Genomic DNA, 6838 nt, shown 5'->3' on the forward strand with positions numbered 1-6838 from the left:
TCTTGCCCGCAACCTACGCAGAGGAGCAGCAGGAGGACGACGAGAGAGCCGTATAGTATCTCATTCTTCATCTTCATCACTATCCTATTTATTTATCTCTCGATCTCCGCCAGCCCATAGAGCGCCTCGAGGTACTCTATCCTGTGGAGGTCGGCCGTCTGCCTGGCGGCCGTGTACTTCGTCAGGAGCTGCAGCGCGTCCCGGCGTGTCATCACGCCCTCCTCCACCTGCACGGCGGAGCGGTCGTTGATGTTCTTGCGCAGTGCCACGATCTCCTCGTCGAGTCGCATCTGCTCGGCGCTCTGCTGCACCTTATGCCGTGCCTGTGCCAATTCGGCAGAGGTCTTTTGCTCAAAGGTCTGCCGCTGCATCTCCGCCATCTCCGTCATGCCCCGGAGTTGGGTCCGCTGCGCCCCGAGGCCATAAAGCTGACCAAAGGTCCACTGGAAGCTCAGCCCCACCATCCCGAAGGGGTGCGCCCCGGGCTTAAAGAAATTGGGGTACGGATTGGAATACATCGCCGTGGCGGTCAGCATCACCTGTGGCACCAGCCCGGCGAGGTAGCTGTCGTAGGTCGCCTGCGCCTCTGCCGTCAGCGCATCGTAGTACCGGTGCTCGGGACGAAGTGGGGCGATCCGTCCGCCGGCAGGAGCCTTGGGCTCGATCGGGGTAGGGGGCAGGACCACCTCCGTCCCCACGCCCAGCGGGAGACCGGTGTAGATCGTCAGCGCCTCCAGCAGTGCCCGGCGCGTCTCCTGCAGTGCCGCACGGTCCTGAGCCGCCCGCAGCAGCTCCACCCGGATCTCCTCCGCATCCGCTCGGGTGCCCACGTCATTCGCTATCGCCACCTCGACCCGCTCCTCCTGACGGCGAAGCTCCTCGATGAGCGTCGCCTGGAGGGCTGTCTGACCGTCCACCTTGAGCAGTCCGAAGTAGATCTCCGTCACCGACTTGCGCACCTCCCTCAGCACCTCCTCCATCCGGGCGTCGCTCTGAGCCTGCGACGCTCGCATCACTGCCCCCTCGGCGGCGGCATGACCACCGTCCCAGAGCAACTGGGCGACCGATATGCCGACGCCCCGCTGCATCTTGGGGATCGAGGGAATCTTGATCTGTGAGGCAATGCTCGCCATCGTCTCATCCATCATGCCGTCCCACACCTCCTGGGTGAAGCCCATTTGCTTAAGGAAGGAAGGGATCGCCACCTGCAGCTTCTCCCCCTTGATCAGGTCTTGTTTCGTCGGATTAGGCACATCGGAGAGGTAATTGACGCCTCCGGTAAGGCTGATCTGGGGGATATAGACGTACTTCATCGCCCGGCTGCTCTCCCGCACCACCCGGTCCATCACCTCCCGCTGTCGGAGGAGAGGGAAGTGGCTCTCTGCTGCTGCGCGCACCTCCTCGAGGGTGATCGTCCGGAGGGTATCCCCCTCGGCGCGAAGCGGGAGATAGCCCGCCAGCAAGGCGACGGCGAAGAGGATATATCGTATAGGCTTACTCATATGATTGGCTCTCATAGGGTCGTAGATCTCCACAAATCTACCAGTTTCTCGCCAACTTTTGTGAGCAAAGGAGGTTCCTCTAAGGGGTGAAGCACATGAGCATTGGGGTAATCATAGACCAAGGGGTCGGTCGTAATGGCGATCGTTGGAGGGAGCGACCAGCAAGGGGTCGCATATATATAAGGTGTCTCGCCGGTGACCCGGGGTCGTCGGGGCTGCGCCCCTCCGACACCCGGCTAAAAAGCGGGCACCCCTGTCGGGGTGCATCGTTCACCACTCTTCACAGTGAGTTGAATGGTTTCTGTACTACTCAAATGCGTCACCCCTGGGGCTGACTATGGTGATATGCTTCGATTTTAGATTTATTTGGTATCTTGGTCTCAGAAAGTTCACTTGACCATACTTATGATATGAAGAGACTATTACTATCACTGCTGATGCTGCTCACTTCGCTCTCCGCACTGGCGGGAGATCGGCTGGAGGTGGGTGTCTTTGCCGGGCATGGAGGGGCTCAGACCTGTGTCGAGGAGACCTACGCCGCTCTGCTGATGGACCGCTCCATCACCCCGCACTACATCTACAGCCGGGACATCGCCACCGGCGCACTGGATCGGCTCGATGTGCTGATCCTGCCCGGAGGCGGCGGCTCCACCGAGTACCTCAACTTTGGCAGCCTTGGCGCTGAGAAGATCCGCCACTTCGTCCGGCAGGGTGGGGGACTTGTGGGCATCTGCGCCGGTGCGTATGAGCTCACCGATACACCCGACTACGCCTGCCTCCGGATGAGCGGGGCAAAGGCGATCGACATCGAGCATGACACTCGGGGGTTGGCGGTCTCTAAGGTGACCCTCACCCCGGAGGGGAAGAGCTTTTTTCCCGAGCTGGCCGATCGAGATACACTTTATATAATGTACTACGAGGGTCCGGTGCTGGTCCCGGACGACAAGGGCGAGATCGCCTACACCTCACTCGCCACGATGGAGAGCGACATCCACGAGTATGGTGTCCCCGGTGGGGTCACCAACGATAAGCCCTTCATCATCACCGGTGCGTATGGCTCCGGCAAGACCCTCTCCGTCATCGGACACCCTGAGAATACCCCCGGCATGCAGTGGATGGTCCCGCGTATGGCGCATATGGTCTCCTCGCTGGCGGTTGCCGAGCAGATCGATCCGAAGTTCATCGATCCCGGTCACTTTGAGCGGGAGATCAAGATGAATGAGGAACGACGCCGCTACGAGAGCGATGCCTACGATCTGCTCCTCTACGCCGCCCCCGAGAAGAAGGTGGAGGTGCTGGACACGCTGATGGAGATGAATTCCTGGAGTGCCAAGGGCTGGATCCAGGGTCTTCTTTACGATGAGTCGCCGCTCGTACGAGCGGCAGCCGCTCGCTGGCTCGGCAAGACCACTTACCTCCGCTACCGGGATGACCTCGTGGCTCTCCGCTCCGCTGAGACCGATCCGGAGGTGCGGCAAGCTGTCGAGGAGGCGCTCCGGCAGATGGAACCCTAATACCCGAGATTGGCAAATGCGGATGACAAAAGCGACATAATTCGCTCGGCTACGCTCTTTACTCCCTTTTTCATGCGTTAAGAAGGGCGAGAATTGTAGTTAGGACAAAAAAATGTTACATTTGCCTCGTGATTACAGCCCAAAGTGTAACCTGTTGGATACCGAAGGCTTAGCATAGATAACGAACATTAGAGATTGAAACCTATTTAGATTATGAATACCAGGATTTTAAGCCTATCCCTCCTAGGGTTGCTCGCCATTTCGGCAAGCGTCTCCGCACAGGAGGTGACCTCCCAGGAGGAGTATCTTGCCACCACCCCGGCAAGGAAAGTTGCTTTTGAGCCCTCTTGTAGGCACTGGTTTATCCAGGCTTTCGGGAGTCTATCTATGCCTTTTGACATGCAGTGGAGTCACGACTCCCAGGCAGAGCTTCGGCGAGATGCTGACTTCGGCGATCGTGCCAGCTGGGGTGCAGGACTTGCTGTAGGACAGCATCACAACCCCTACTTCTCTACCCGTCTTGCCTTGGACTATCACACCATCCCGGTCTTTGGCTACAATAGGACCGATGGCGAGAAGGGTCCGCTGCAGCTCCGGGCGCTCAACCCCCACTTTGACTTCATGTTCGACCTGGTCAATTACTTCTCCTCTTACGATGAGAGCCGGGTCTTCCATGTAGTCCCCTTCCTCGGCGTCGGCTACCTCGGCACCAATGTTTCCGGCTATGAGAGCTACGATACCGCTGCTCCTCATGCGCGTGGCTACTCTCAGGGTGCCTGCGATGCTAATTTCCTCAATATCTTCAATACGAAGGGTGTCAACAACGAGGACAACAATTTCTTCCGTGAGCTGGATCACTCCATTTCGGCCAACCTCGGACTGGACATCAACATCAACTTCCACCCGCGTGTGGCGCTGACTATCGAGCCGATGGTGCTCTTCTTCCCCGGTCTCGAGGCAGCGGATGCTCTCGGTGCTGTCCGTGGTGGACTGACCTGCAATCTCGGTGAGACGCTCTGGAATGGTGTACAGCCGATGGACTGGGATCTCGTCAACGGTCTGCAGAGTCAGATCAATGACCTTCGCAGCCAGAATGCCGAGCTCAGCAAGCGCCCCGTTCGCTGCCCCGAGTGCCCAGAGGTAAAGGAGACCGTAGTGGAGAAGAACTATGAGAATGTCGTGTACTTCCGTATCGACAGCTCCAAGATCGACAAGAATCAGGAGATAAACCTCTTCAACACTGCCGAGTACGTCAAGGCTAATAACACCCCGATCACCGTGACGGGCTATGCCGATGTACAGACCGGTCGTGCTGACTACAACATGCAGCTCTCTGAGAAGCGTGCCCGCAACGTGGCCGACAAGCTCATCAGCGAGTATGGCGTCCCCTCTGAGCTGATCACCATCGACTACAAGGGATCCGATGTACAGCCTTATGATGTCAATGCGTGGAATCGCGTCGTCATCATGAAGACCAAGTGATATTACCTGAGGAGTCTTACGTGACCCTAAGTTTCTATGGACCAATTTTAGGTGAGTTTAAGGGTTGTACAGCTTTTGTACCCCCATCAATGGTCAATTCTTTTTGCGGTTTTGATTTTTCTTGCCATCTTTGTCCTAAAGAAAAGCAGACGGGCTGCCGTGTAGGCTTCTTCTTGCACGAGAACAATATTTGACATTATATTTATTCACTAAACGTTAACTTATGAAAGCAAACAAGTTTAAGTTTGGCTTGCTGTCAGCTGCTGCAGTCCTCGGTCTGGGGGTTTTCTCCTCCTGCTCCAAGGACTTCCAGGGTGATATCGACGCTATCAACAAGCGTTTGGATAACCTGACAGCTAAGTTCGAGGATGGCACCTATGTGACCAAGATCGAGAAAACAGCCAATGGTATCAAGCTCTATCCGAGCAAGGGTGACCCTATCGAGGTTACCAACGGTAAGGATGGCAGGCCAGGAACCATCGTCAAGATCGGCGAGGACGGCTTCTGGTACATCGATGACCACAAGACCGACTATCCTGCTGCAGGTAAGCAGGGTCCTAAGGGTGACCCCGGCGCTAAGGGTGAGCCCGGCGCTAAGGGTGAGCCCGGCGCTAAGGGTGATCCCGGCGCTAAGGGTGCTGATGGTGCTGATGGTGTATACTATGTGCCCGGTACCATGGGTAATGAAAAGGGCTTCTGGGTGAAGGTTGATCCTAACACTAAGCCTGCCACTCGTACAATCACCACTGACAAGTGGCTGCCCGAGGGAACCATCTCTGCTGTTTATGAGAATGGCGTCGTTACCCTGATGAATGTTGAGGGGGCTAAGGACGGCATCGTTAAGCTTGGTCAGGCTAGTGGCTTCCAGCTGAAGTTTATCCCTTCGGTTGTCGCCGATGAGGGTGGCGCTCTTCCGATCGTTGCCGTTGGTGGACTCTCCACTCCGTGCGAGAACGATGTAACTGCTGCTACGCGCGTTATGCTTCGCGTAAGCCCCAGCAACGTCACTGTTGATCAGATCAAGACGGATGGTATCTACGTTCGCTACAACAATCCTACGGTGCTTCGTTCCGCAAAGGCTAACCCCTCTGCAAAGTTCGTAAGCCTGAAGGAAGGTGTTCTGACAGTGGATATCTCCGCTCAGACCAAGTACATCAACGACGAGGCTAACAAGATTGATCAGATCGCCGTTGTTGTGCCTATGGTTAATGGCGCTGAGAATGAGTCTGACTGGGCAAAGCTTGATAAGAGCGTGATCTCGTATGCGGATCTCCACCTCGCCAAGAAGTCCAACTCCATACTCTTCCCCACCACTCTGGATCGCGCCAAGACTCTGGCCAAGACTCTTGACTCTAGGTATACCGGTGCTGAGGACGAGTTGCGCTTCTCTGTCGTTGATCTCCAGTACAGTGAGACCATTGACCTGAATGAGCAGGTGACTACTCTTCTCAAGGACAATGAGTTTAAGGGCTTTAATGTGTATGCTCTCTCTTATGCCTTTGACCTGAAGGACGGCACCAAGGCGAACAAGGATATCACTTTCAAGCGCGGTGACAATGACACGGAGCAGCAGGAGTTCATTATTCTCAACGGATCCAAGATCTCTGCACGCGTATATGGTCAGTCTTCCAACCGCGCCGCAGTTGGTCGTACCCCGATCGTTCATGTCATGCTGATGAGCAATGACTGCGTTGTCCGTGATGCTTTCATCGTTATCAACATTGTAGAGCAGAAGATTGAGCCGAAGCCCGTTGATCCTATCAACGTTGTCGTTAAGGCTTCTGATCTCTCTTGCGATGGCTTCAAGTACACGACCAATGCGAAGTGGATGAACGAGAATATCTACCACAAGGCCAACCTGCCTAAGGAGATCTTCCACAGCAACTTTGTTTGGAGTCAGGAGACTACTGGTGTCGGTACCATTACTCAGGAGCCGGATCCCAAGGATGCTGAGTCTTACGTCCTCGTATGGACTGTAACTCGTGATGAGCTCATCGATGCTCTTGGGAACGATGACAGCGTAGAGATCTCTAAGACGGGTCACTACAAGTGGAATGGCAACGATATCGCAGTTACCTTCAAGACCACCATCAATCGTCCTGTATTTGACCTCGGTAAGATCACTCGTGATAACTACTGGTTCAATAGCTTCTCTTACGTACGCTTCAATACTCTGACGCCGGATCTCGGCTCTGTTGATCCTACGCTCTGTACCTTCGATACTCCGTTCTCCAACGTCTTCAAGTCCAAGAAGGATGCCGGTAAGATTGTTGTTGACTTCGGTCAGGTCAATGATGGCGCTAAGGTAAGCTTTGTCTTTGACAAGAAGCAGAAGCAGCC

The 6838-nt window shown here is 55.4% G+C and carries 3 protein-coding genes and 1 pseudogene; 3 read left to right on the forward strand and 1 reads right to left on the reverse strand.

Annotated features, from left to right (window positions below; all coding sequences use genetic code 11):
* Positions 1-92 precede the first annotated feature (92 nt).
* The gene (locus B088_RS07825; protein WP_162138007.1) at positions 93-1502 is read right to left on the reverse strand and encodes a TolC family protein; all 1410 of its coding nucleotides are present in this window, start codon (positions 1500-1502) and stop codon (positions 93-95) included.
* A gap of 410 nt (positions 1503-1912) precedes the next feature.
* Between B088_RS07825 and B088_RS07830 the strand changes: the two genes are divergently transcribed.
* The 3 genes and pseudogenes from B088_RS07830 to B088_RS07840 form a co-directional block, all read left to right on the forward strand.
* Positions 1913-3016 (forward strand): BPL-N domain-containing protein, encoded by a 1104-nt coding sequence (locus tag B088_RS07830; RefSeq protein ID WP_025082258.1) that lies wholly within the window; start codon positions 1913-1915, stop codon positions 3014-3016.
* A gap of 213 nt (positions 3017-3229) precedes the next feature.
* Positions 3230-4498 carry an OmpA family protein gene (locus B088_RS07835; RefSeq protein WP_026170568.1) on the forward strand — a complete coding sequence of 423 codons (1269 nt, stop codon included), beginning with the start codon at positions 3230-3232 and terminating at the stop codon, positions 4496-4498.
* A gap of 223 nt (positions 4499-4721) precedes the next feature.
* A pseudogene (locus tag B088_RS07840) lies at positions 4722-6838 on the forward strand (collagen-like protein); the annotation flags it as partial.

The organism is Porphyromonas bennonis DSM 23058 = JCM 16335 (assembly GCF_000375645.1).
GTDB lineage: Bacteria > Bacteroidota > Bacteroidia > Bacteroidales > Porphyromonadaceae > Porphyromonas_A > Porphyromonas_A bennonis.

Excerpts from the sequence above, each read along its gene's own strand:
- B088_RS07825 (WP_162138007.1), bottom strand. The coding sequence starts at position 1,502 with ATGAGTAAGCCTATACGATATATCCTCTTCGCCGTCGCCTTGCTGGCG.
- B088_RS07830 (WP_025082258.1), top strand. The coding sequence starts at position 1,913 with ATGAAGAGACTATTACTATCACTGCTGATGCTGCTCACTTCGCTCTCC.
- B088_RS07835 (WP_026170568.1), top strand. The coding sequence starts at position 3,230 with ATGAATACCAGGATTTTAAGCCTATCCCTCCTAGGGTTGCTCGCCATT.